This window comes from Micromonospora sp. NBC_01405, assembly GCF_045040155.1.
In the GTDB taxonomy this organism is placed as follows: domain Bacteria; phylum Actinomycetota; class Actinomycetes; order Mycobacteriales; family Micromonosporaceae; genus Micromonospora.
This window is the reverse complement of the sequence record NZ_CP109532.1, coordinates 4,310,402-4,330,428: the sequence shown is the minus strand read 5'-3', so window position 1 is coordinate 4,330,428 and position 20,027 is coordinate 4,310,402. Positions and strand designations below refer to the sequence as shown.

Below are 20,027 nucleotides of genomic sequence, written 5' to 3'. Positions count from 1 at the left end.
TCGCTAACCCACGATCCGCTCGGCGCGCAGCCGTTCGATGTCTGCCACGGACAGTCCGAGGCCGGCGAGCAGCTCGTCGGTGTGCCGGCCGTACCCGACCGGCGGGCCCGGCGGCACCGCGGCGGTCCGGGAGAACCGCGGCGCGGGTGCCGGCTGGGGCGTGCCCGCGACCGGCACCAACGTGCCCCGGGCGGCCAGATGCGGGTGAGCGGCGGCCTCGGCCATCGACAGCACCGGTGTGACACAGGCGTCGGTACCGTCGAACACCGTGGTCCACTCGTCCCGGGTGCGGGTGGCGAAGATCCGGGCCAACGCGGCGGCCAGCGTGGGCCAGCGCTCCCGGTCGTGCTGCGGAAAGTCGGCGGCGGCCACCCCGAGCCCGGACAGCAGCTGGGCGTAGAACTGCGGCTCGATCGCGCCGACCGCCATGAAGCCACCATCGCTAGTGCGGTACGTGCGGTAGAAGTGCGCCGAGCCGTCGAGCACGTTGCTCTCCCGCCGGTCCGACCAGGTGCCGGCGGCCAGCATCCCGTGGAACATCGCGGTCAGCGATACGGCACCGTCCACCATGGCCGCGTCGATGACCTGCCCGACCCCTGAGCGCTCCCGTTCCCGCAGCGCGCAGGCGATGCCGAAGGCCAGGTACATCGCGCCGCCGCCGAAGTCGCCGACCAGGTTCAACGGCACCGGCGGTGGCAGCTCGGCCGGCCCCATCGGGTGCAGCGCTCCGGCGATCCCGATGTAGTTGATGTCGTGCCCGGCCCGCTGGGCCAGCGGCCCGTCCTGCCCCCAGCCGGTCATCCGCGCGTAGATCAGCCCCGGCCTGCGTTCCAGGCAGGGTTGCGGGCCGGCGCCCAGCCGCTCCATCACGCCGGGCCGCATTCCCTCCATCAGCACGTCGGCGCCCTCCACGAGGCGCAGCAACAGGTCCACGCCCTCGGACCGCTTGAGGTCCAGTGCCACGGTGCGCCGGTGCCGGTGCCGCGGATCCGTCTCGACGCTCGCTCCCGCACCCGGCGCGGGGGCGCCCACCCGGTCGACCCGGATCACCTCGGCGCCCATGTCGGCCAGCAGCATCCCGGCGAACGGCACCGGGCCCAGCGCCGCCACCTCGATGACCCGTACCCCGTGCAGCGGCCCGGTCATGGCCTCTCCTTCGTCGTGTGCCGTGGTCATCGCAGTGCCGACACGCCGAGCAGGTGCTTGCCCAGGTGCAGGATCTGGATCTGGCTGGTGCCCTCGGGGATGGTCGCCTCCCGTGCGTCGCGGAAGTAGCGCTCCACCGGGGACTCCTCCATCAGCCCGGCCCCGCCGTGCACCTGCAACGCGAGCGTCGCCGCCTGACCGGCCGCCTCGCCGCAGTAGTACTTGGCCATCGAGCACTCGTACCGGCCCGGCAGCCCGGCGTCGAGCGTGCGGGCCGCCTGGTAGCCCAGCAGCCGGGCGGTCTCGGTGAGCGTGGCGACCTGCACCACCATCTCCTGCACCAGTTGGAACCCGGCGATCGGGCGGCCGAACTGCTCCCGGGTACGGGCGAAGTCCACGCAGGACTCCAGGCACGCCTGGGCCAGCCCGACCGCGCCCATGGCCATGTTCAACCGGCCCAGGTTGACGCCGGACATCGCCAGGGACAGCCCCCGGCCCAGCTCGCCGAGCAGGTTGGTCGCCGGAATCCGGGTCTGGTCGAAGACCAGTTCGCAGCTGGTCGTGGCCCGCAGCGGCATGTGTGGGATGTCGTGGGCCTGGTACTCCGACTCCGTCCGGTCGACCAGGAACGCGCTGACCTCGCCGGTGTCCGGCACCCGGGCCAGCACGACCCCGAAGTCGCCAGCCAGGGCGTTGGTGATGTACAGCTTCTGCCCGTTGATGACGTAGTCGTCCCCGTCGCGCCGGGCGGTGGTGCGCAACGCGCCGGCGTCGGAGCCCGCGTCGGGCTCGGTGAGCGCGAACCAGCCGAACCGTTGCCCGGCCAGCAGCGGCCGCAGGAACCGCTCCTTCTGCTCGGGCGTGCCGGCGGTGCTCAGCACCCGGGCCAGCATGCTCTGCACGTTGAGGGTGGTGCGCAGCGAACCCCAGCAGCGGCCGGCCTCCTGCATCAGCAGCGCCAGCACCATGTGGCTGGCGCCGTCGCCGCCGTCCGCCTCCGGCACCACGCCACGCACGTACCCGAACTCGTACAGCTCGGCCAGCCGATCCCAGGGGAAGGTACGTGCGCGTTCGTGTTCGGTCACGATCGGCGCGATCTTCGCGTCGAGGTACGAGCGCACGCTGTCGCGCAGCAGCCGCTCGTCCGCACTCAGCATGACGTCCATCGCCGCCGCCTCAGCTGAACCGGCCGCCGGTGACGTGCAGCACGTCCCCGGTCACGAATGAGGCTGCCGGCGAGGCGAGGTACAGCGCGGCGGCGGAGATGTCCTCGGGGGTGCCGAGGCGGCGGATCGAGTTGGCGCGCTCCGCCCGTTCCGCGATGGCGTCGAACTTCGGGTGCCGGCGGACGGTCTCGGTGGCGATCAGGCCGGGGGCGATCGCGTTGACCGTGATGTTGTGCTTGCCGAGCTCCTTGGCCAGCGTACGGGTCAGGCCGACGATGCCGGCCTTGGCCGCCGAGTAGTTCGCCTGCCCCGGGTTGCCCAGGTACGCGCGGGAGCTGATGTTGAGGATTCGCCCGTAGCCGCGTTCGATCATGCCCGGCACCACGGCACGGCTGCACGCGAAGGTGCCGTACAGGCACACGTTGAGCACCTGGTGCCAGTCCTCGTCACTCATGGACACCAGCGGCCGGTCCACCGGGAAGCCGGCGTTGTTGACCAGGATGTCGATGCGGCCGTGCCGGGCATTCACCTCGGCGGCCATCGCGTCGATGCTCTGCCGGGACGTCACGTCCAACACGTGCGGATGTGCGTCGATGCCATCCGCGGCGAGCTGTTCGGCACTGCGGGCGGCGGGTTCGGCGGCGATGTCGGCGACGATCACAATGGCGCCGGCCATCCCGAGTTCCCGGCTGATGGCCAGGCCCAGCCCGCCCGCCCCACCGGTGACGACGGCCACCTGACCGCGAAGCGTCTGTGTTGAAACCGAGGCCGTAGCCGTCATGTGCGGTACTCCCTGTCTTTCGGAGGTTGGTGGTCGGCCCAGGACTCGTCCTGACCGACGAGTTCGGTGCGGCCGGCGAGCATTTTCGTGATCCGCTCGCAGCATTCGCGCAGCAGACGCCCGTACAAGGCGGATTGTTGTTCGTCCATCTCACTGGTGAAAGCCACGGCGGCGGCGACCAGCCGGATCTGCCCGTCCGGCCCGAAGACCGGCGCGGCGACGGTGCTGACGCCCAGCGCGTAGCCCTCGTGGTCGACCGCGAAACCCTGCTCGCGCACCCGTTCCAGGTCGCGCAGGAAGATCTCCTTGCGGGCGACGCTCTTGCTGGTGAACAGTTGCAGCCCGGTGGCCAGCGCGGCATTGACCTGCGAGGGCTGGTCGTAGGCGAGGAAGACCCGGCCGAACGAGCCGCCCTGGATCGGCACCGGCGTGCCGACCTGCAGGGTGATGCGTACCCGGTGCGGGCGCTCCAGCTTGTCGACCAGGATGATCTCCGTCAGGCTGATCCGCCGGTACAGCACGATCGTGGCGTTCATCTGGTCCAGCAGTTTGGCCAGGCTGCGCTTGGCGATGCTGACGTCGTTCATCTGGTTGGCCGCGGCGGCACCGAGTTCGACCAGCGCGGGGCCGAGTTGGTAGCCCTGACCGGTGTCGTCGTACTGGACGAGATTCTCTGCCAGCAGGGTGCGCAGGATGTAATAGGTGGTGCTCTTGTTCATGCCGGTGGCTTCCACCGTCTTCGCCAGCGACATCGAGTCCTGCGCCGCAAGCAGCCGCAGCACCCGTACCGCTCGTTCGATGGCGGGGACCCGATATTCCTCGGTCATGGCAGCGTCACCTCGACTCATCCGCTCATCTCGCCATTGGCCATGCGCCGTGAGATGAGCCGCTTGAGTATCTCCGAAGATCCGTCCGCGATCTGGACCGTCCGCATGCTCTGCCACGCCTTTGCGAGCCCCACCTCGGTGGTGATGCCCATTCCGCCCAGCGTCTGCATGGCCCGGTCGATGACATCGGTGGCCATCTCCGTGGCGAACAGTTTGGCCATCGCGACCTCGGTCAGGGCGGGCCGCCCGGCGTCGACCAGTTCGGCGGCGTGCAGTCCCATGAGGTGCGCCGCGTGGATCCGGGTGGCGGCCTCGGCCAGCGGGAACGAGATGCCCTGGTTGTCGAACAGCCGGGTGCCGAACGTCTCCCGCTCGGTGGCGAACTCGACCGCCAGGCCCAGCGCCCAGCGGGCCAGCCCGACGCCCTTCGCCGTGTTGTACAGCCGGCCGGTGGCGATGCCGTCCAGCCCGAGCGACAGCCCGCCGCCCGGCTCGCCGAAGAGCTGCCAGTCCTCGACGCGCACCTCGTTCATCGACAGGATGGCATGCTCGCCGCCCATCTGGCCGTAGAGGCCGATGACGCTGTCCACCTGGAATCCCGGCGCGTCGGTCGGTACCAGGAATGCCGAGATGCCGCCCGCCCTGGCCCGCACCTTCTCGGGGTCGGTGACCGCGAAGACGATGGCCAGATCGGCATGCGGCCCGTTGGAGATCCACTGCTTGACGCCGGTGAGCCGCCAGCCGCCCGCCTCGGGCACCGCCCGGGTCGACATCTGCCACACGTCCGAGCCGGCACCCGGCTCGGACATCGCGAAGCACATGGTCTGCTCGCCGGAGAGCAGGGAGCCCAGGAAGGTGTCCCGCAGCTGTTGCCCGGCGCGGCCGAACACCACGCTCGGTCCGGTGGCCCAGTGCGCCACCACCTCGCTGCCCAACCAGCCGCCGCTGCCGCAGAGCCGGTTGATGAGCTCCCACGCCGCGTACATGGTGACCGCGCCCTGCCCGCCGCCGCCCAGCTCCTCGGGAACGCACATCGTGTAGTACCCGGCTTGGGACGACGCCATCCGGACCGCGCGGCGGTGCTCCTCGACCGCGGCGACGTGCCGGCCGTCCGGCCCGTACCGCTGGCGCGGGTCGGACAGCAGCGCACCGGCGTCGCGGTGGCGGGCGAGGACCTCCGCGTTCAGGAAGTCGCGCAGCCCGTCCAGGATCTCCCGGTTCTGCGCCGACAGCAGCTCGCTCATGCCTCACCAATCCGTTCGAAGAGCGTCGCGGTGGCCATCCCGTATCCGACGCACATGACCTGCAACCCGTACCGGCCACCCCGGCGGCGCAGCTCGTACAGCAGGGTGGTGGCCAGCCGGGCACCCGAGCACCCGGTGGGGTGGCCCAGCGCGATGGCGCCACCGTTGACATTGAGCCGACTGGGATCGGCGCCGGTCTCCTGCAGCCAGGCCAGCGGGACGCTGGCAAATGCCTCGTTGACCTCGTACAGGTCGATGTCGGCAATGGACAGTCCGGTGCGCTCCAGGATGCGCCGGGTCACCGGAATGACGCCGTGCAGCATCAGGTCGGTTTCCACGCCGATGACCTCGGTGGCCACGATCCGGGCCAGCGGCACCAGGCCGAGCCGTCGCGCCTCGGCACCGTCGCAGACCAGCACGGCCGCCGCGCCGTCGGTGAGCTGGCTGGAGTTGCCGGCGTGGTGTACGCCGTCCGCGCCGAAGGCGGGCTCCAGCGCGGCCAGGGCCGCCAGCGAGGTGTTGGGCCGGATGCCCTCGTCGCGCTCGATGAGCCAGCCGGCGTCGGGCAGCTCGTCGGCGAGCAGCGCCGTGGTGAGGTCGGCGGGCACCGGTACGCACTCGTCGGCGAACCGGCCGTCCCGCCAGGCCGCCTCGGCGTTGCGGTGGCTGGCCAGGGCGAAGGCGTCCAGCTCGGCCCGGTCCAGGTGCCAGCGCGCGGCGATCCGGTCCGCCGCCACGCCCTGGTCCACCAGCTCGTACCGGCCGGTGACCGCGCCCGGTGGGGCGACGCCCGCCGCGTCGGCGCCCAGCGGTACCCGGGACATCGACTCGACGCCGGCGGCGATCACCATCCGCTGCTGGCCGCTCAGCACCGCGTGCGCCGCGAAGTGCAGCGCCTGCTGGCTGGAACCGCACATCCGGTTGACCGTCACACCGGGCACCGTGACCGGCAGGCCGGCGGCCAGCGCGGCCACCCGGGCGATGTTGCGCCCCTGCTCACCGACCGCGTTGACGCATCCGGCGATCACGTCGTCCACCGTGTCCGGCGCGATGCCGGCCCGCTGCACGAGCTGGCGCACGGTGTAGGCCAGCAGCTCGTCCGGGCGTACCCCGCTCAGCGCGCCCCGGCGGCGGCCCAGCGGCGTCCGCACCGCGGCCACCACCACCGCCTCCCGCTGGGTGCCGGCGGCCAGCCGGGTCAGCGGGATGTCCGCGCCGTCGCCGGCCAGCGCGACGGCGGCGTGCAGGTCCTTGGCGACCATTCCGGGCGGCAGCACCTCACGGATCTGCCGGCGGTAGTAGGCGAAGTTGCCGGTCAGCCAGGACTGCGCGGTGCCGGAGTTCAGCACCTCCAGCAGCGCCGCCTCGCCGACGCCCGCGTCGCCGCCCAGCGCCAGGGCCTCTTCCAGCACCTGGAACCCGACGTGCAGCGCCAGGTTGTTGGCCAGCTTCGCGGCCAGTCCCGCGCCGAGGGGCCCCACGTGGTGGATCTGGCTGCCCAGGGCGTCCAGGACCGGGCGGACGCGGGCCACCTCGTCCGGTTCGCCGCCGACCATCAGGGTGAGTTCGCCGCGTCGTGCCCGGACGTCGCCACCGGCCACCGCCACGTCCAGCAGCGCCACCCCTGCCGCGCCTGCCTGGGTCGCGACGTCCCGCACGGTGTCCAGCGAGATCGTGCTGTGCACCAGGATGGTGCTGCCCGGGCGCATCCCGGCCAGCAGCCCGGTCACCACGTCGCGGACCTGGGCGTCGTTGTACACGGCGACGCCCACCACGGTGGCGGCGGCGCCCAGGTCGGCCAGCGAGGCCGCGACCCGGGCACCGGGCACGTCGGCCGCGGCCGACGCGTCCACGTCGTACACCACCACCGGGAACGCGCCCGCCAGTGCGGCGGCCATCGGCCGGCCGATGTTGCCCAGCCCCACGAAACCGACCACGAGGGTGTCATCGGCCACGGCTCAGCCCTCCATGATGGCGCCCATGGCGGCCTGGTAGGCGGTGTCCAGTTCGGCGACGTCATCGTGTTCGGCGACGACCCGGCCGCGCATCAGCACGACACCGCCGTCGGCGACCTGGCCGAGCACGCCGATCGTCGGCGCGGCCAGCAGTACGGCGGTGCCCGACCGGGCCAGCTCCCGCACGGTGCGCAGCAGGTCGTCCACGATCAGCGGGGCCAGCCCGGTCGCCATCTCGTCGAGCAGCAGCACGCTGGGGTCGGTCATCAGCGCCCGGGCCACCACCATCATCTGCTGCTCACCGCCGGAGAGCACGCCGGCCGGCCGGTTCGCGCGGGTGCGCAGGATCGGGAAGCGGTCCAGTGCCTGCTCCACCCGCTCCGGGTCCAGGCGGAGCAGTTCGGCGCTGACCATCAGGTTCTCCCGGACGCTCATCCGGGCGAAGAGCTGCCGGCCCTGTGGTACCAGGGCGAGCCCGGACCGGGCCCGAACCCGGGTGGGCAGCGCGGAGACGTCCCGGCCGCCGAGGTACACCTGCCCGCCTGCCGGCACCGAGCCGTACAGCGCCAGGACCAGACTGCTCTTGCCGGCGCCGTTGGGGCCGACCACGAGGGTCACCCGCCCCGCCGGTACCCGAAATTCGGTACCGGTGAGGTTCAACGCGCTCGCCCGTCCATATCGGACGGTCAGCTCGGTGGCCCGCAGGCCTGTCTCGCTCATCGATCCACCTGCCCGGTGCCGAAGTAGACTGCCTGCATCTCGGGGCTGGCGAGGCAGTCGCGGGGTGCGCCGTCGAAGACGACCGTGCCGCCGGCCATCAGCACCATCCGGTCGGCCATCGAGGCCACGATGTCGACGTTGTGGTCGACCAGCAGCACGGCGGTGCCGCCGGCGGCGATCGTGCGGATGGATTCGGACAGGCCGGCAATGCCGTCGGAGGCCAGCCCGGCGAACGGCTCGTCGAGCAGCGCGATGCGCGGGTGCTGCAACAGCGCGCGGGCCACCTCCAGCAGCCGCAGCTCGCCGAGGGTCAGGTCGGCGGCCAGCCGGTCGATCCGGTGCAGCCCGAGGCGGGCGGCGACCTGGCCGGCCTCCTCGCGCAGTGCCTGGCCGCCCGGGGCGACCATGCCCCGCGCCGCCGCGCCCAGCAGTGCGAGGCCGGAGGACATGCCCCGGGCGAAACCGCCGACGATGATGTTGTCGCGAGCGGTGAGCGCGCCCGCGACCTGCGGGTACTGATAGGTGCGGGCCAACCGGGCACGACGGGCGCGGAGGGAGGGCGAGCCGGCCAGCGGTACCCCGCCGGCGAGCACCTGGCCGCTGTCGGGCTGCTGCTCACCGCCGATCAGGTCGACCATCGTGCTCTTGCCCGCGCCGTTGGGGCCGACCAGCCCGACGATTTCACCGGCACCAACCGTGAACGAGGCGCCGGTGACCGCCTTGACCCCGCCGTACGACTTGGTCAGCTCTTGACAGGAAAGGATGTCAGCGTTCATCGCGTCCGCCTCTGTTGACAGCGCCGACGAGCCGGCCGGTCAGGCTGCGGGCCAGTCCGATCAGGCCCTCCGGGGCGAAGATGAGCACCGCCACCACGGCGACGGCGAACAGGAGCGTCCCGGAACCCTGGAAGAAGTTGAGGTTGAAGGTGAGCTGGGTGACCAACAGCGCGCCGATGACCACACCCCACGGGCTGGACCGCCCGCCCAGGAACGGGATGAACACCGCGATGAACGCCACCGACACCGGGATCGACTCCGGCAGGATCGACAGGTTCGCCGTGGTGAACACGGCGCCGGCCAGCGATCCGATCGCGGCGCCGATGCCCAGCGAGATGAGGGTCAGCGCGGTCACCGGCACCCCGGCCGCCTCGACGGCGACCGCGGCCTGCGCCTTGGCCCGCAGCGTGACGCCGAACGGCGAGCGGCGCAGCCGGGACAGCAGCAACGCGATGAGCCACATCAGCACCAGCGCGATGACCACGATCCGGTCCCTGTCGAGCTCCGCTCCGAAGACGCTGAGCGACCGGGTGAGGATCACGCCCTCGGCGCCGCCGGTCACGCCGTCCGCGTCGACGAGCCACGCCTGGAACGCCTCGCTGAACAGCAGCGTCACGGCAGCCAGGTAGAAGCCGTTGAGCCGACGGGTGGCCAGGCCCAGGAGCACGGAGATGAGTACGGCGGCGGCGATGCCCAGTGGTAGCGACACCAGCAGCGGCCAGCCGGTCCGGGCGGCGACCAGGCCCAGCGCGTAGCCGCCGATCGCCGCGTACGCGTTGTACGCGATGGACAGCGAATCGCCCATGATGAAGTGGCTGTACAAGCCGAGCCCGATCAGCCCGTACGTGACGGTGAGCACGGCGAGGTCCTGCCGGTAACCGTCGGTGCCGACCCAGGTGATGGCGAGGATCAGCAGCACGCCGGAGATGACCGGTTCGGCGAGGGGCCGCAAGCGGGTGGCGCTCATACCCGTACCCGTTTCATGAAGATCCCCTGCGGGCGGAAGGCGAAGAACAGCAAGGCGGCGGCGAGCGTCGCGTAGTGCAGGGCGGCCGCGCCGAAGTAGAAGATGGCGGCCGACTGGATGGTGGCCAGGATCAGCCCGCCGGCCAGCGGCCCCCACACCGACGCGGTACCGCCGATCACCAGGGCCAGGAACGCGAAGAGGGTGAAGTCCATCGCGCTTTCGAAGATGATCCCGGACCGCGCCGCGAAGACGCTGCCGGCGAGGCCGGCCAGCACCCCGGCGAGGGTGAACGAGGCGATGCGTACCGCCCGCACCGGCAGCCCGAGGACGATGGCGGCCGGGGTGTTCTCGCCGATCGCGCGTAGTCCCCGACCCATCCGGGTGCGGTAGATGAACAGCAGCAGCAACCCGAACGCCAGGGCGGTCAGCCCGATCTCCAGCGCGGCCTGCGCGGTCACCGTGGCGCTGCCCAGCCGTACCGCGCCGTCCCCGACCAGTTGTGGCCCGGGCAGCGCGGCACGGCCGAACAGCACCCCGGAGATCTGTTCGAGAACGAACAGCGTGGCCACCAGCGCGATCACCATCGGGAGTTCCTCGTTGGCGCCCGGCTTCCACATCGGACGCACCACGAGCACCTCGGTCAGCAGCGCCAGCGCCACCGCGCCGATCACCCCGATGACGATTCCGGCGGCTGCGGGCAGCCCCCGTACGCTGGTGAAGTACGCCGAGGCAAGCCCGGCGAACACCGCGTACCCGCCAACCGCGAAGTTGAAGAATCCGGAACTCTCCCGCACCACGAACATCGCCGCGGCCAGCAGACCGAAGAAGCATCCCGTCTCGATGATCGAGACGATGACCTGTAGGGGGATCATTGGATCAAGGGTGCTTCTGGTTGATCTCGACGACGTTCATCGACGGGTCGTAGCAGTAGACCTGCCGGTACCCCTTGAGCGCCCAGGTGCCGGTGTCGTTGTAGGGCATGCCAATCTCGGCCAGCCGTCGCATCACGCCGTCGATGTCGTCGACCTCGATCGCGAGGTGCCCGTTGATGACCGGGTGCAGCCGCAGGTCGTTGTCCCACGGCAGCGTCGGGGTCGGCTTGCAGATGTGGATCTGCCGTTGGTTGCTGTCCTCGAACAGGGCGACGAATTCGTTGCTCGTCTGCAGAGCGCCCCGGCCGTCATCGACGAACGGGAACGTCTTCTCCTGCATGCCGAACACCTTCGAGTAGAAGGCGGCCATCGCCCGGACGTCCGAGGCGGGCAGGTTGACGTGATGCAGGCTCCACGACATAGAACTCACTCCTTGGGGTGGTGGTGATGCGGGTGGTGGTGATGCGGGTCAGACCCGAAGTGGGTGACCGCCGCCGACGATCAGGGTCTCGCCGGTGATGAAGGCGCTGTCCGCGCCGCAGAAGAACCGCATGGCGCCGACGAGGTCGGCCAACCGGCCCTGGCGCTGGATGAGCTGCTTGTTGGCGATGAAGTCGCGAAGCAACTCCTCGGGCAGGTCGGCCATGGCCGACTCGGAGTCCATCGGCCCGGGGGCCAGGCAGTTCACCCGTGTCCCGTCGGGCGCGAACTCCTTCGCCAGCGCGGCGGTCAGGCCACGCACGGCGAGCTTGGTGATGCCGTACACGTCGGTGGCGGCGAACCCGGACACCGACGAGATGTTGAGTACCGCGCCCGCGCCGCTGCGGCTCAGGTGCGGCCGGCAGGCCCGGGCGCAGTTGACGATGCCCAGCACGTTCACGTCGAGGATCTCCCGCCAGCCGGCGGTGGAGATCTCGGTGACCGGCCGGCTCCAGGCCATCAGGTGCTTGCCGGCGTTGTTGATCAGGATGTCGAGACCGCCGAAGTGTGCCACCGCCTCGTCGACCGCGCGTTGCACCGACGTCTCGTCGGCGGTGTCGCAGGCGACCCCGAGCGCCACGGCGGCCCCGAGGTCGGCGGCGGCCTGCGCCGCCGCCGCCTCGTCGATGTCGGCCAGGACCACCCGGGCACCGTCGGCGACGAGCGCCTGTGCGAACGCCAACCCGATGCCCCGGGCACCCCCGGTGATGAACGCGGTACGCGGTTGAGCTGTCGTGTCGGTCATGAGCACTGCGGCTGGTAGTCGGCCCAGTTGTCGCCGGGCTGGTTCTGCTCGGTGAAGCGGCGCAGCACGATGCCGCACAGCCCGTCGCTGCCGACGTGCTTGCTGGACGTGAAGCTCATCGTGAAGCCCTGCCGTCCCCAACTCGCCGGGAACGCGCTGATCTGCTGGAGCCCGTCCCGTACCTGCTCCGGGCTGCTGTTCACGCCGGCCTTCTCGATCGCCTGCTTCAGCAGGTACACGGTGTCGTAGCCCTGCGCGGCGAACGCGGTCAGCCCCAGGTACTTGGCCCCCAGCTTGGCCTTGAGCTTCTCGCCCAGCTCGATGGAGCGGGTGTTGTCGGCGGAGATGGCGCTGGCGTAGACGAGCTGCCGGAACGCGCCGGGCTTGGCGAGCTTCCAGGTTTCCGGCTGGTTGCCGATCGACGCCAGGGAGATCCGCGGCAGGTCCGGCATGATCTGGTTCGCGGTGTTGTGGAACAGCACCTCCAGCTGTCCGCCGAGCGAGGACACGAACAGCGCATCGGGCTTGGCGGCGGCGATGCGGCTCAGCTGCGGCGCTACGTCCGTGCTGTTGAGCGGTGCCTTCTCGTTGCCGACGATGGCGATGCCGGCCTTCTCGAAGATGGGCAGCAGCCCCTTGTTGAGCCCGGCCATGGTGGGCGAGTCGTCGGTGATGACGGCCAGCCGCTTGACGCCGATCTTCTCGAACGCCGCCGCGTACACGGTGCCGATGTCGGTGATCGGGTTGGCCAGGATGAACGAGAACGTGTTGTTCGGCGGTTCCGCGATGGCGGTGGCGATGTTCGTCGCCGAGACGGCCACGATCTTCTCCTGCTCGACGACCGGCTTGACCTGCTGGGCCGACGCCGACGACGAGTTCATGATGATGACGCGGGCATCGTCGCTGACGAGCTTGCGTAGGACGGCCGGGGTCTGGCTGGGCTGACTGCCGTCGTTCTGGCGGATCAGCTTCAGCGATCGCCCGCCGACGCCGCCGGCCTTGTTGATCTCCTCGATGGCCAGCGAGATCCCGGTGCTCGCCTCGGCCGATGTGGCCGCGGTACCACCCGAGGTGTCCTCGACCATGCCGATGACGATGTCCCCGGACGACGAGTCGCCGGAGTCCTTGCCGTCGCCGCAGGCGGTGATCGATACGGCGAGCGTGAGTGAGGTGGCCACGATGCTCAGGCATCGCGCCGCGTGGGTACGGGACATGGTCGCTCCTGCGGGTGGGGCATTGCGGCCGGAGAGCCCTGACGAACGACATGCGACGCCGGGCCGGGGGGTGTGGAGGAGATGAGCCGGATGGCTCCGGCTCTCGGCGTCCGGGTAGCGGACGGGAACGAACGCCGACGGTCTGTCAGCAGAACCACGTTCAAAGCCTGTGTGGCGAACATCATCGAATGGGCCATGCGGGTTGTCAACCCTCTTCCGGCCTCTACCTCGGCATCAATCGAGAATCCCGGCCCTTGACGCCCCTCCCCCAGCGTCCCTACTGTTCTCGAAATCAAGACGATGATCGTTCTATATGCAGAACGGGCCTCATGAAACTCGGACTCAGCCTCGGACACTCAACCGGCCTGCGGGACCTCGGCGCCGTGGCCCACCGCGCCGACGCCGCCGGCCTGGACTCGCTGTGGGTCTCGGAGGCGTACGGCTCCGACGCGGTCAGCGTGCTGGGCCACCTGTCGGCGGTGACCAGCCGCATCGGCCTGGGCACGGCGGTGCTCCAGATGCCGGCCCGCACCCCGGCCGCCACCGCGATGACCGCGCTCACCCTCGACCAGCTCAGCGACGGCCGGCTCCTGTTGGGCCTGGGCACCTCCGGCCCGCAGGTGGTGGAGGGCTGGCACGGCATCGCCTTCGACTCCCCGCTGGCCCGAACCCGCGAGTACGTCGACATCGTGCGCGCGGCGGTGGCCCGGCAGGAGCCGCTGACCTACCCGGGCGTCCACTACCCGCTGCCGTATCCGCGCCCCGACCGGAAACCGCCGCGCCCGCTGAAGGCCACCCTGCATCCGGTACGCCCGCGGATACCGATCCTGTTGGCGGCCAACGGCCCACGCAACGTGGCGCTCGCCGGACAGCTCGCCGAGGGCTGGCTGCCCGCCTTCTACTGCCCGGACCGGCCCGAGCTGTACCGGGACATGCTCGCCCCCGGGCTGGCCCGCCGCCCTGCGGACCTCGGCCCGCTGCGGATCGTGGCCACGGTGCACATGGCGCCCGGAGCCGACCTCGCGGCCTGCCGGGACTCCCTGCGCCCGGCGTTCGCCCTGTACCTGGGCGGCATGGGCGGACGCGGCCGCAACTTCTACGCCGACCTGGCATCCCGGCTGGGCTACGAGGCGGCCACCCACCAGATCCAGGAGTTGTACCTGGGCGGCCACCGCGACCAGGCCGCCGGCGCGGTACCGGACGCGCTCATCGACCAGCTTGCCCTGGTGGGACCCCGCGAACGGATCCGGGACCGGCTGGCGGCCTGGGCGGATGCCGGGGTCGACGTCATGACCCTCAAGACCACCGACGTCGACCTGGTCGCGTGGCTGGCCGCCGCACTCTAGAAGACCCGATCAGGAGAGAGACATGCCGCTCAACGAGGCATTCATCGGCCGGGTGTTCGCGCCCACCGCGCCGTACCAGGTCAGCCAGGAGAAGATCCAGGAGTTCATCCTGGCCACCGGAGCCGCCCCGCCCCAGGACGGCCGGCCGGTGGTCCCACCCACCTTCCCCATCGTGCTGAGCCTGCCCGCCACTCGGAACACGCTGTCCGACCCGACGCTCGGTCTGGACTACAGCCGGGTGGTGCACGGGAGCCAGCGATTCCGGCACACGCGAGGCATCCAGCCCGGCGACGAGCTGACGGTGACCGTTCACATCGAACGGATCCAGTCCGGCGGGGTACACCAGATCGTCACCACTCGCAGCGAGATCGCCACCACGGCCGGCGAGCCGGTCTGTACGGCGTACTCGACGCTGGTGGAGCGGGGCACCCGGCCCCAGGGTGCCAAGCGCAGCGCGGAACCGCGACAGCCCTGGACCGTGCCCGGCCAGAAGCTGCCGGCCCGCGAGTTCACGGTCACCCGACAGGACCTGGTGCGCTACGCGGGCGCGTCGGGTGACTTCAACCCGATCCACTACAGCGACCACGCCGCCACCCGGTCGGGACTGCCCGGCGTCATCGGGCACGGGATGCTCACCATGGCGCTGACCGCGCGGGCAGTCACCGAGTGGACCGGGGGCCTGGCCGGAGTGCTCGACCACGAGACCCGGTTCATGCTGCCGCTGCTGGTGCCCGACGACGGGGGCACCACGCTCACCGTCACCGCGACGATCGGCGACCCCGACGATGCCGGCCACCGCCAGTTGGTGGCCGAGGCAACCGCCGGCGCCTCCGTTGTCGCGGTCTCCCGCCTCACCATCCACCCAACCGGGCGGTAATCGCGTGTGCCAGCACCGGTCAGACTGCTGCGAGCGGTACGGACGCGGCACCCGGCCGGCTTCTAAAGGTTCAAAGCTGGTCAGGGAGTGATGCGCTTCCCCTTGTCCGTTGCCGGATCGTAGCGGCCCTCCAGCCACAGCAGGAACCGGTCGAGGTGGAACTCGCGGAGCTCTTTCGAGCGCGGCTCATACCCGCCGACCTCATGGGCTTGCCCGTACTGTTCGGCAAGCTGACGGAGATCACTGATCAATCCGGCGGGGAGTTTCGGGGTGGCCATGGCAGTGTCCTTCCTGCGTCGGGCTAGTCCTTGTTCAGGTCGACGATCACGCCCTGGTCGGCGCAGGCAGTCTGCAACCCCGACATGTGCGTGGTCAGCGGCCCCATGTATGCCAGCGCACCCATCTCCTGCCCCTTGGGAAGCTGACCGACCTGCCAGACGACATCCATCAGCGCGGTTCCGTGTTCGCGGATCTTCTCGTGGCGGGAGTCTTCGAACACCTCCCGCGCCTCCCGATACTGCGCTTCGGTGAGCTTCTCGTCGTCGCCGACGTCTTCGCCGCCGTCGGGGCTCCTTCCGTCGCGCATGGCTTTGCAAGCGGCGACCCCGGAGTCCTCCTTGATGTAGCCGTCCCACACGACGTAGCCAATGGTGCCGATGGCGAGGACACCGATGGTTGCTGCGGCGACGACGATGATCGGCCTGCGGCTGGGTTTCGCTGGTGGCGCGGGAAAGGCGGCGTGCTGCTGTGCAGGCGGGTACGGCTGTCCGGCGGGGTCAACCCACGGCTGCGGCTGAAGCACCGGGCTGGTGGGGGTGTGGTCGGGCTGTTGGGGAGGGTGGGTCAAGGAAGCTCCTCGTTCGGGTACGGCTTGGTCGATGGTGGTGGTTGGGACGGCTTTGGCCGGGCTGGTTGTCGGATAGGTGACTGCGGGTGTGGCCGGCCGAGGGCCGGTTAGCGCCGGTTGACGGAAGCGAAGCGACGTCCGGTGCCGAAGCACACCGAGCAGTACGTCCAGCGGCGCAGTTTCGCTCCCGACCTGGCGGGCGTGCTGTCGCTGGCGCTCACGTTCCTGCTGCCACTGGACGCCGGCCCTGTTCATGCGCACCTCGTGGTCGGCGTTCCGTAAGGGCCTGGTCCTGTTCGCGGTCGCGGCGGTGAAGACGTTCCTGGAGGCGTGGCTGGTCGCCGTACAGACGAACGTCGGGTTCAACTTCGCGGAGGCCGGCTACGCGGCGCTGGTGAACTTCGATCTCGCGGTCGTCTTCTACGTCGGGCTGCTCAATGGCGCAGCAGTCCCCGATATCCCGCGGTGTGGTGTGTGACCGGGTGATCGACGGCACCGCCACCGAGCGGATCGCCTGACCTCACCACCTCAAGCTGGCATCCGGTCTTACTCCCTAGCGCCGGGTGCCCAACGGGCCGCCTCGTCCATTCCTGCCTCGCCGCCACGCGGGCCGATGGACGACCCGGCCTCTTTGTCGTTGTGCTTCCAAGAGATGCGAAAGGTGAGGTGGTCTCCGTGTGGGATTGGGTTACGGCTGTGGTGCAGGCGTGCCGGCGGCGCACCCCGGCGCAGGTGGAGGCAGGACGGGATGAGCGGCGGCGGGCTCTGCTGATGATGGCGGAGGTGTGGGTGTCGCGAGGCGACGGCCGCCGATCGGCACGGGATAGGTGAGCTGCCTACGTCAGGATCTGATCATGTATCCGGCCACGAGCGTCCGCTTCCTGATCCGCTCCCGGTTGAGCAGGTCGACCGGGCGGGAGTGATTCTCAACGAAGGGCAGGGCCAGCGACCGCCGCCACGAACAGGAGCGTCGGTGACGCGGCGGCGGTGCCGAGCACAACCGCCGAGTTGATCCGGCTTCTCGCCAGGAGCCTCCGGAGCAGGACCAGACCACCCAGCAGGGTGCCGAGAAGTACCGGTGCGCCGACGGAGACCCCGAAGATCAGCATGTCTTCCTGCGGTGAGTTGCCCCACGACTCCCTCATTCCAGACTGCTGGTAGAGGAGGACGAAGTAGGCGATGATCACCAGGCCGTGCCAGCCGAGAACGACCAGGTACGCGAGAAAGCGGTTCGCGGCCGACCGGCTCCTGGGCGGTGTCACCGGGCCCCGGTCGCCGTTGCCCACCCACGATATCCACGTCGGTCTCGCGCGAGTGGGTGCCGTCCATGACGAGCAGCCGGCGGCCCGCCATCGTGCCGAGCCGCTGACGGGTCAGGATGCCGGCGGGGCGGGGCGGAGGGGGCAGGCGCGGAGCGGGGTCCTGTGCCACGCCTGCCGAGATGCAAGCCCGCGTTCGGCGCCGCGCCGTTTCCCGTCGTGGTGCGCCTCGTGGTGCGGCCTGCTGCACCTGCCGTGCACCTGCATGGGGCTGGCGGTGATCTTTTGAGTGGGTGTTGCGCTGGTGGGGCGGGCGGGGCTCGAACCCGCGACCGAGGGATTATGAGTCCCCTGCTCTAACCCGCTGAGCTACCGCCCCGCTACCGCGCCGGATCGTAACCCGCGTGGTGGATCACTGGCCACCGCGAAACAGCCCCATCCATCCACCCACCCGACGGGCTCATCGGCGATCCAGCACGATGGGCTACGCGAGGATAACAGCACGCAGCCGTCGATGAAGGGCTCGGTCCGGGGCGCGCAGCTCGGCGAGGACCGCCCCGGCGGTACGCCACCCGTTGGCCAGCACACCCTGGATGGGGCTCGGCGGACCACACGGCGGGTGGGGTGGGGAAAAAGGAACGCCCGCCGGGGGACGGCGGGCGTTGGTGTGGAGCTTGGCTCCCCCGTTTGGACTCGAACCAAAAACCTGCCGGTTAACAGCCGGCTGCTCTGCCAATTGAGCTACGGGGGACCGCTGTCGCCTGGTCCGGAACCCTCCGGTGCCCGGTGACGGCACAAGAATACAGGACTGCCGGGGGGTTTGGTCCAGGGGGTTACCGACCCGGCCCGACCGGGCAGGGGCCTGCGACGGCAACTGGAAACCAGACAATTCGTCATCCTGGCACAACCAGGTATGAGCACGGAGGAGGATGGGTAGTTAGCTGTCGACAGAGAAGATTAGGCGCGAGATGATCGCCACGGGGTCCGCCCCGGGGAGACGATGGCGCGTCAGGTACGGAAGGAGCCGCCATGCGCGGAAAGATCATGTTTCTTGGCGGGCTGGCTGCGGGATTCGTCCTGGGCGCCCGTGCCGGTCGGGAAAAGTACGAGGAGCTCGTCGTCCGAGGCCGCAAGGTGCTCGACCACCCGACCGTCCAGGAGGCGGCCGGGGTCGCGCAGGCCCAGGCCAACCGGCTCTACAGCGAGGGCAAGGACAAGATCAGCCAGTCCAAGCTGGGTGAGAAGCTGAGCACCAGCGGCAACGGTAACGGCACGCAGGATCTGACCGCCGCCGACAAGCCGTTCGCCGGCACGCCGGCCGCAGTCGGTGCCAAGGCGGGCAACAACTCGTCCGGCACCACCTCGACGGGGCCGACCCCGAGCACTGCCGCCCGCCCCAAGCCGTCCGGCACGGGGACCAACGGCAGCACGCTCTGACCGACCGTACGACGACGGGCCGGCCGCCTTCGGGCGACCGGCCCGTCTGCTGTTCCCCCGGCTCGGGGCCGCCGGCGTGGTGGGCTCGGCCCGGCTGTTCAGCGACGCCGTCCGCCCCGCCCCGTGACGCCCCGCCCCGTCGGCCGGGCCGCGGGGCACGGCCGACGGGTGGACGGCCCAGTCCCGGCTACTTCAGTCCCGGCTGCTGCTGAACGCCGCGTCGAACGCGGCGGCCGGGGCGTCGAAGGCCAGCCTGCGGACGAACTGAAGCGCCTCGGGCGCCCCGACGAGGCGGTCCATCCCGGCGTCCTCCCACTCGATGGAGATGGGGCCGGCGTACCCGATGGCGTTCAGCGCGCGGAAGCAGTCCTCCCACGGCACGTCGCCGTGGCCGGTGGAGACGAAGTCCCAACCCCGGCGCAGGTCCGCCCAGGGCAGGTGGGAGGCGAGCCGGCCGCGCCGGCCGTCACCGGTACGCACCTTCGCGTCCTTGCAGTCGACGTGGTAGATCCGGTCGGCGAAGTCGAGGATGAAGTTCACCGGGTCCAGTTCCTGCCAGACGAAGTGCGACGGGTCCCAGTTCAGCCCGAACGCGGGCCGGTGCCCGATCGCCTCCAGGGCCCGCCTGGTCGTCCAGTAGTCGTACGCGATCTCGCTGGGGTGGACCTCGTGGGCGAACCGGACCCCCATCTCGTCGAAGACGTCCAGGATCGGGTTCCACCGGTCGGCGAAGTCCTGGTAACCACGCTCGATCATGGCCGGCGGCACCGGCGGGAACATCGCCAGGGTGTGCCAGATGGACGAGCCGGTGAACCCGACGACCGTGTCCACGCCCAGCATCGCCGCCGCCCGGGCGGTGTCCTTGATCTCCTCGGCGGCCCGCCGGCGGACCCCCTCTGGTTCGCCGTCGCCCCAGATCCGGGCGGGCAGGATGCCCTGGTGCCGCTCGTCGATCGGGTGGTCGCAGACGGCCTGGCCGACCAGGTGGTTGGAGATGGCAAAGACCTTCAGGTTGTGCTTCGCCAGGGTCTCCCGCTTCCGGTCGACGTACGAGTCGTCGGCGAGCGCCCTGTCGACCTCGAAGTGGTCGCCCCAGCAGGCGATCTCCAGCCCGTCGTAGCCCCACCCGGAAGCGAGCCGGCAGACCTCGTCGAACGGAAGATCGGCCCACTGGCCGGTGAAGAGCGTGATGGGTCGCGCCATTGTCCTACTCCCCTTGAGGTGATGGGGGATTCCGCGTGCGGACCGGGGCGAGGGTGACCGGCCGGGCCGGTGCGTGGCGGGGTGCCGGTGGGCGCGTGAAGGAGCGCCTGGGCCCAGCGGGTTGCGCCTCCCGCCGGGTCACCGGCCACCGCGCACGGTCGCCGC

Annotated in this window: 22 protein-coding genes, 2 tRNA genes and 2 pseudogenes; 6 read left to right on the top strand and 20 right to left on the bottom strand. The window is 70.5% G+C overall.

Features of this window, described 5'->3' with window-relative positions:
• Positions 1-3 precede the first annotated feature (3 nt).
• From OG559_RS18945 to OG559_RS18880, 14 genes and pseudogenes are all read right to left on the bottom strand, one after another.
• Complete coding sequence (locus OG559_RS18945; protein WP_405105518.1) at positions 4-1,146, bottom strand: CaiB/BaiF CoA transferase family protein; 1,143 nt, start codon at positions 1,144-1,146, stop codon at positions 4-6.
• A 26-nt stretch (positions 1,147-1,172) separates the two neighbouring features.
• On the bottom strand, positions 1,173-2,312 hold the full coding sequence (locus OG559_RS18940; RefSeq protein WP_405105516.1) for an acyl-CoA dehydrogenase family protein: 1,140 nt from the start codon (positions 2,310-2,312) through the stop codon (positions 1,173-1,175).
• A gap of 10 nt (positions 2,313-2,322) precedes the next feature.
• Positions 2,323-3,093, bottom strand: coding sequence for an SDR family NAD(P)-dependent oxidoreductase (locus OG559_RS18935; protein ID WP_405105514.1), 771 nt, complete (start codon positions 3,091-3,093; stop codon positions 2,323-2,325).
• Complete coding sequence (locus tag OG559_RS18930; protein WP_405105512.1) at positions 3,090-3,920, bottom strand: IclR family transcriptional regulator; 831 nt, start codon at positions 3,918-3,920, stop codon at positions 3,090-3,092. The genes OG559_RS18935 and OG559_RS18930 overlap by 4 nt, the downstream gene beginning before the upstream one ends.
• A 17-nt stretch (positions 3,921-3,937) precedes the next feature.
• Positions 3,938-5,164 (bottom strand): acyl-CoA dehydrogenase family protein, encoded by a 1,227-nt coding sequence (locus tag OG559_RS18925; protein WP_405105510.1) that lies wholly within the window; start codon positions 5,162-5,164, stop codon positions 3,938-3,940.
• Positions 5,161-6,357 carry a thiolase family protein gene (locus tag OG559_RS18920; RefSeq protein WP_405116790.1) on the bottom strand — a complete coding sequence of 399 codons (1,197 nt, stop codon included), beginning with the start codon at positions 6,355-6,357 and terminating at the stop codon, positions 5,161-5,163. Before OG559_RS18920 ends, OG559_RS18925 begins: the two co-directional genes overlap by 4 nt.
• A 42-nt stretch (positions 6,358-6,399) precedes the next feature.
• Positions 6,400-7,062: pseudogene (locus OG559_RS18915) on the bottom strand (NAD(P)-dependent oxidoreductase); the annotation flags it as partial.
• Between the two features lie 60 nt (positions 7,063-7,122).
• Positions 7,123-7,839: an ABC transporter ATP-binding protein gene (locus OG559_RS18910; protein WP_405105508.1), complete on the bottom strand. Its 717-nt coding sequence runs from the start codon at positions 7,837-7,839 to the stop codon at positions 7,123-7,125.
• Positions 7,836-8,615 carry an ABC transporter ATP-binding protein gene (locus OG559_RS18905; protein ID WP_405105506.1) on the bottom strand — a complete coding sequence of 260 codons (780 nt, stop codon included), beginning with the start codon at positions 8,613-8,615 and terminating at the stop codon, positions 7,836-7,838. The genes OG559_RS18910 and OG559_RS18905 overlap by 4 nt, the downstream gene beginning before the upstream one ends.
• Positions 8,605-9,582 carry a branched-chain amino acid ABC transporter permease gene (locus tag OG559_RS18900; RefSeq protein WP_405105504.1) on the bottom strand — a complete coding sequence of 326 codons (978 nt, stop codon included), beginning with the start codon at positions 9,580-9,582 and terminating at the stop codon, positions 8,605-8,607. The genes OG559_RS18905 and OG559_RS18900 overlap by 11 nt, the downstream gene beginning before the upstream one ends.
• Positions 9,579-10,454 (bottom strand): branched-chain amino acid ABC transporter permease, encoded by an 876-nt coding sequence (locus OG559_RS18895; RefSeq protein WP_405105502.1) that lies wholly within the window; start codon positions 10,452-10,454, stop codon positions 9,579-9,581. Before OG559_RS18895 ends, OG559_RS18900 begins: the two co-directional genes overlap by 4 nt.
• A gap of 4 nt (positions 10,455-10,458) precedes the next feature.
• A complete protein-coding gene (locus OG559_RS18890) occupies positions 10,459-10,875 on the bottom strand; it encodes a VOC family protein (protein ID WP_405105500.1) in 417 nt (138 codons plus the stop codon).
• Positions 10,876-10,923: 48 nt separating this feature from the next.
• On the bottom strand, positions 10,924-11,679 hold the full coding sequence (locus OG559_RS18885; protein WP_405105498.1) for an SDR family NAD(P)-dependent oxidoreductase: 756 nt from the start codon (positions 11,677-11,679) through the stop codon (positions 10,924-10,926).
• On the bottom strand, positions 11,676-12,893 hold the full coding sequence (locus OG559_RS18880; protein ID WP_405105496.1) for an ABC transporter substrate-binding protein: 1,218 nt from the start codon (positions 12,891-12,893) through the stop codon (positions 11,676-11,678). The genes OG559_RS18885 and OG559_RS18880 overlap by 4 nt, the downstream gene beginning before the upstream one ends.
• A 329-nt stretch (positions 12,894-13,222) precedes the next feature.
• On the opposite strand from OG559_RS18880, the gene OG559_RS18875 reads away from it, so the two are divergent.
• The 3 genes and pseudogenes from OG559_RS18875 to OG559_RS18865 all read left to right on the top strand — a co-directional run bounded on the left by OG559_RS18875 (position 13,223) and on the right by OG559_RS18865 (position 15,116).
• A complete protein-coding gene (locus tag OG559_RS18875; RefSeq protein WP_405105494.1) occupies positions 13,223-14,239 on the top strand; it encodes an LLM class F420-dependent oxidoreductase in 1,017 nt (338 codons plus the stop codon).
• Positions 14,240-14,261: 22 nt separating this feature from the next.
• Positions 14,262-14,627 (top strand): annotated as a pseudogene (locus OG559_RS18870) (MaoC family dehydratase N-terminal domain-containing protein); the annotation flags it as partial.
• A 90-nt stretch (positions 14,628-14,717) separates the two neighbouring features.
• A complete protein-coding gene (locus OG559_RS18865) occupies positions 14,718-15,116 on the top strand; it encodes a MaoC/PaaZ C-terminal domain-containing protein (protein ID WP_405116788.1) in 399 nt (132 codons plus the stop codon).
• Between the two features lie 80 nt (positions 15,117-15,196).
• On the opposite strand, the gene OG559_RS18860 is transcribed toward OG559_RS18865, so the two are convergent.
• Together OG559_RS18860 and OG559_RS18855 are read right to left on the bottom strand one after the other, a co-directional pair.
• On the bottom strand, positions 15,197-15,394 hold the full coding sequence (locus OG559_RS18860) for a hypothetical protein (protein WP_387024778.1): 198 nt from the start codon (positions 15,392-15,394) through the stop codon (positions 15,197-15,199).
• 23 nt (positions 15,395-15,417) lie between these two features.
• On the bottom strand, positions 15,418-15,963 hold the full coding sequence (locus OG559_RS18855; protein ID WP_405105492.1) for a hypothetical protein: 546 nt from the start codon (positions 15,961-15,963) through the stop codon (positions 15,418-15,420).
• Between the two features lie 117 nt (positions 15,964-16,080).
• Here OG559_RS18855 and OG559_RS18850 point away from each other — a divergent pair, with 117 nt between their 5' ends.
• Positions 16,081-16,245 (top strand): hypothetical protein, encoded by a 165-nt coding sequence (locus OG559_RS18850; protein WP_405105490.1) that lies wholly within the window; start codon positions 16,081-16,083, stop codon positions 16,243-16,245.
• The gene (locus OG559_RS18845; RefSeq protein ID WP_405105488.1) at positions 16,217-16,441 is read left to right on the top strand and encodes a hypothetical protein; all 225 of its coding nucleotides are present in this window, start codon (positions 16,217-16,219) and stop codon (positions 16,439-16,441) included. The genes OG559_RS18850 and OG559_RS18845 overlap by 29 nt, the downstream gene beginning before the upstream one ends.
• Positions 16,442-16,889: 448 nt before the next feature.
• Here OG559_RS18845 and OG559_RS18840 read toward each other — a convergent pair whose 3' ends face one another.
• The 3 genes from OG559_RS18840 to OG559_RS18830 all read right to left on the bottom strand — a co-directional run bounded on the left by OG559_RS18840 (position 16,890) and on the right by OG559_RS18830 (position 17,973).
• Positions 16,890-17,225: a hypothetical protein gene (locus tag OG559_RS18840; protein ID WP_405105486.1), complete on the bottom strand. Its 336-nt coding sequence runs from the start codon at positions 17,223-17,225 to the stop codon at positions 16,890-16,892.
• A 299-nt stretch (positions 17,226-17,524) separates the two neighbouring features.
• Positions 17,525-17,601, bottom strand: a tRNA-Ile gene (locus tag OG559_RS18835).
• A gap of 296 nt (positions 17,602-17,897) precedes the next feature.
• Positions 17,898-17,973, bottom strand: a tRNA-Asn gene (locus tag OG559_RS18830).
• Positions 17,974-18,251: 278 nt separating this feature from the next.
• On the opposite strand from OG559_RS18830, the gene OG559_RS18825 reads away from it, so the two are divergent.
• Positions 18,252-18,659 carry a hypothetical protein gene (locus OG559_RS18825; protein WP_405105484.1) on the top strand — a complete coding sequence of 136 codons (408 nt, stop codon included), beginning with the start codon at positions 18,252-18,254 and terminating at the stop codon, positions 18,657-18,659.
• A gap of 192 nt (positions 18,660-18,851) precedes the next feature.
• Here OG559_RS18825 and OG559_RS18820 read toward each other — a convergent pair whose 3' ends face one another.
• Positions 18,852-19,862, bottom strand: coding sequence for a sugar phosphate isomerase/epimerase family protein (locus tag OG559_RS18820; protein ID WP_405105482.1), 1,011 nt, complete (start codon positions 19,860-19,862; stop codon positions 18,852-18,854).
• Positions 19,863-20,027: the final 165 nt, after the last annotated feature.